Genomic DNA, 3,037 nt, shown 5'->3' on the forward strand with positions numbered 1-3,037 from the left:
TCATCGAACCGTCCGAGCTGAATCAGGGCTTCGGCGGCATCGGGCAGAAAAGGGGTGACGAAAATTTCTGTGGCGCGCGGGCTTCGCTCGAACTCACTCAGCAGCGGTGAAAGTGCCTGCAGCGCGGCTTCGTAGTCGCCCAGCGAAACCTCGAGGAAGCCGAGCGTGCTGGTGGGCCAGACGGTGACCAGCGCGGGCGAGTCGCAGCGCTCGGCGGCGGCCAAGGCGGCGGTGGCATCGCGGCGCGCGACCGCCTCGTCGCCGGCGTAGGCGGCCACCAGCGCCTGGATCATCAGCGCCACGGCCAGCGGCAGGTCCGCGTCGAGCTGGCGCGCACGTTGCAGTGCGTCCTCCCCGATGAGCGAGGCCTCCGCGAAGTCACCGCGCCACATCTCATTGAGCGCGCTGTGGAACGCGCCGACCATCATTTCGCTTTCGGCGCCGCGGTCGATATAGCGTTGCCGAATTGCCCTGAGTTCCCGGCGCCCGTCGTCGAGTCTTCCTGTGCCGATGAGCAATTCGGCGCGATGTAGGGTCGGCCAGATCGTGGCCGAGGACGGATCGTCGCCGTCGTCCAGCGTCAATGCGGTCCGTAATTCCTCTTCGTCGAAACCCTCGCCGACCAGAAATCGCACCAGCACGCGCATGCTCAACGCCTGGCTCAGCAGCTGACGGTCGTCCAGCCGGGACGCCGTGACGACCGCCTCGTCAACCGCGTCGATGGCGGCGTCGAACTCGTGAATGTTGAGGCGTGCGAACGATAATGTCGTGAGTATGTGGCTTAGCAGCCTGTCGTCTCCGGCGGCCGCATCCGCGGCCCGTTGCAGCTTTCGGGCGCCGTCCCGTGAACTGCCGTCGAGCAACGCCCACCGCCCCAGCAGGCTGAGCGCCTCGGCCTGTACATTCGCCGGCGCGGGCGTCCCGATGACTTCCTCGAGGATGCTCCGCGCGCGTGCGGCGTCGCCGGCGCTGAAATGGAATGCGGCGCAGCGAATCTGGCGTTCAGGACTGACGGCGCCGAGCTCGTTGGCCAACTCGATGAATTCCGCGGCGGCCGCCGGCGCCCCGCGCCTGTTGGCCAACTCGGCTGCGGCATCGAGGGCCGTCAGCGTCTCCGCTTCACCATGAGTGGCGGCCAGCGCCAGGTGGCGAGCCCGCAATTCCGGGTGGTCGACCACGGTCGCCAACCGCCTGTGCATGACGCGCCGCTGTGTGGGTGTGGCCATCGTATAGACCGCGGCGGTGAGCAGCGGGTGGGTGAACCGCACACGGTTGCGATCGATGGTCACGATGCCGCGCCGCTCGGCGTCCAGCAGTCGGTCCACGCACTCCTGGACGTCCCGGGCGGTCGCCTGCGAGACGGCTTCCATGGTCGGCCTGGCCAGGCATGCGGCGGCGAGCAGGATGTCGCGAAGATCCTCATCCAGCACGCCGATCTTGGACGCCATCAGCCCGGTCAAGGTGGTGGGCAGCGTCATCTCGATGCCCGTTTCGCCCTCGGGGATGGTGCGCGCTAACTCGATGGCGTAGAACGGGTTACCGCCGGACGCCTCGTGGATGCGCAGCATGGCGTGCCGGGAAAACGAGCGGCCCAACCGTGCGGTGATGACCTGGTGCAGCGCGCCGATGGCCAAGGGGTTGAGCGTCATTCGCCTTGTGGCGTCCGGCTTTTCGAGCTGCAGCCAGGACACATCGTCACCGTCACCGGTGCGCACGGTCGCCAGCAGGCCGACCGGACCGGAAAACCGTCGTGCCGCGAACGCCACCACGCGAGCGCTCGAGGGGTCCAGCCACTGGAGGTCGTCGATGGCCACCAGCACCGGAGTGTTTTCGGCCAGGATGTCGACGACCGAGAGGAACGCCGCTGCGACCGCACGCTGATCGGTCGTCAGGCCGTCGTCGCTGACCTGCAACAGGATCCGGTCGATCGCCAGGCGCTGGGGTTCAGGTAGCGCGTCAAGCACCGCACGATCGACCGTCGACAACAGGTCGGCCAGCGAGATGTAGGCCGTCACCGACTCCGTGATCGCCGCACGCGCGGTGAGAACACGCATCCCTTGCGCGCGGGCCTGCTCGAGCGCAGCGAGCCACAGGGTGGTCTTGCCGATCCCGGCCTCACCCTCCACCAGCAGGCAGGCCGGTGCGACCCGGCAGGCATCGAGGAATTCGGCGACGGCCTCGGCCTCCGCGGCCCGCGTCCCCGATGGCACCAACCCCACCATGAGCGTCGGTGTCAGGAGCCGTTGACGAATGGAGAGATTCCGGCCAGGCACCCGGCGCGGCGAGCAAACTCGCCTGCTTGCCCGAGGTGCACCTGGATGCGCATTGCAGCCCGGTTCACGACCCGGCGCACGTTCGCATACAGCGAACTTATCGGGGCTGGAAGGCACCTGCAATACGAACCGGCGACGGGGGCCGTTGGATTGGGGCCGGTCGGCCGCATCGAGCCGTCACACTGGCGGCCGGCGCCCGGGTGGAGCGCTTTCACCTGCGGTGATTGGTGGTCCCGGCTGGGATCGAACCAGCGACCTTCCGCGTGTGAAGCGGACGCTCTCCCACTGAGCCACGGGACCGGCGCCGAGACGGCGAACGACGTCGAAGACTAGCACGCGCCGGCCCCGACAATACCGGCCGCATCGTGTGACGGGTCGACGCGATAGCCTAGACACGGCTCGTACCAAGAAATTTGTATGTGCCCGCTCACGTGGACTATCGTCGTGCTTCGCACCGGGCGACGATGTCGTCCGAGGCGCGCGGATGTAGCGCAGTTGGTAGCGCATCACCTTGCCAAGGTGAGGGTCGCGGGTTCGAATCCCGTCATCCGCTCGAAGGTGCAAGTGGCGTGGACCCCAACGGTGGAGTGGCCGAGTGGTGAGGCAACGGCCTGCAAAGCCGTGCACACGGGTTCGATTCCCGTCTCCACCTCCAAGCTTTTGGTTTCCCGGCGCGATTAGCTCAGCGGGAGAGCGCTTCCCTGACACGGAAGAGGTCACTGGTTCAATCCCAGTATCGCGCACCAGAGTTTTTGCAGGCTAAA

Annotated in this window: 1 protein-coding gene and 4 tRNA genes; 3 read left to right on the forward strand and 2 right to left on the reverse strand. The window is 67.1% G+C overall.

The features are described 5' to 3' along the window. Positions 1–2,210: AAA family ATPase (locus A5646_RS02220; protein WP_197505094.1), on the reverse strand; the 2,210-nt coding region annotated here is incomplete at its 3' end. 288 nt (positions 2,211–2,498) lie between these two features. Continuing rightward, positions 2,499–2,573 (reverse strand) — tRNA-Val (locus tag A5646_RS02225). Between the two features lie 180 nt (positions 2,574–2,753). Here A5646_RS02225 and A5646_RS02230 point away from each other — a divergent pair. From A5646_RS02230 to A5646_RS02240, 3 genes are all read left to right on the forward strand, one after another. Next, positions 2,754–2,826, forward strand: a tRNA-Gly gene (locus A5646_RS02230). A 28-nt stretch (positions 2,827–2,854) separates the two neighbouring features. Beyond that, positions 2,855–2,928 (forward strand) — tRNA-Cys (locus A5646_RS02235). 16 nt (positions 2,929–2,944) lie between these two features. Further along, a tRNA-Val gene (locus A5646_RS02240) sits at positions 2,945–3,019 on the forward strand. The last annotated feature ends 18 nt before the right edge of the window (positions 3,020–3,037 follow it).

It is taken from the genome of Mycobacterium sp. 1245499.0 (genome assembly GCF_001673615.1).
GTDB classification, from domain to species: Bacteria; Actinomycetota; Actinomycetes; order Mycobacteriales; family Mycobacteriaceae; genus Mycobacterium; species Mycobacterium europaeum_A.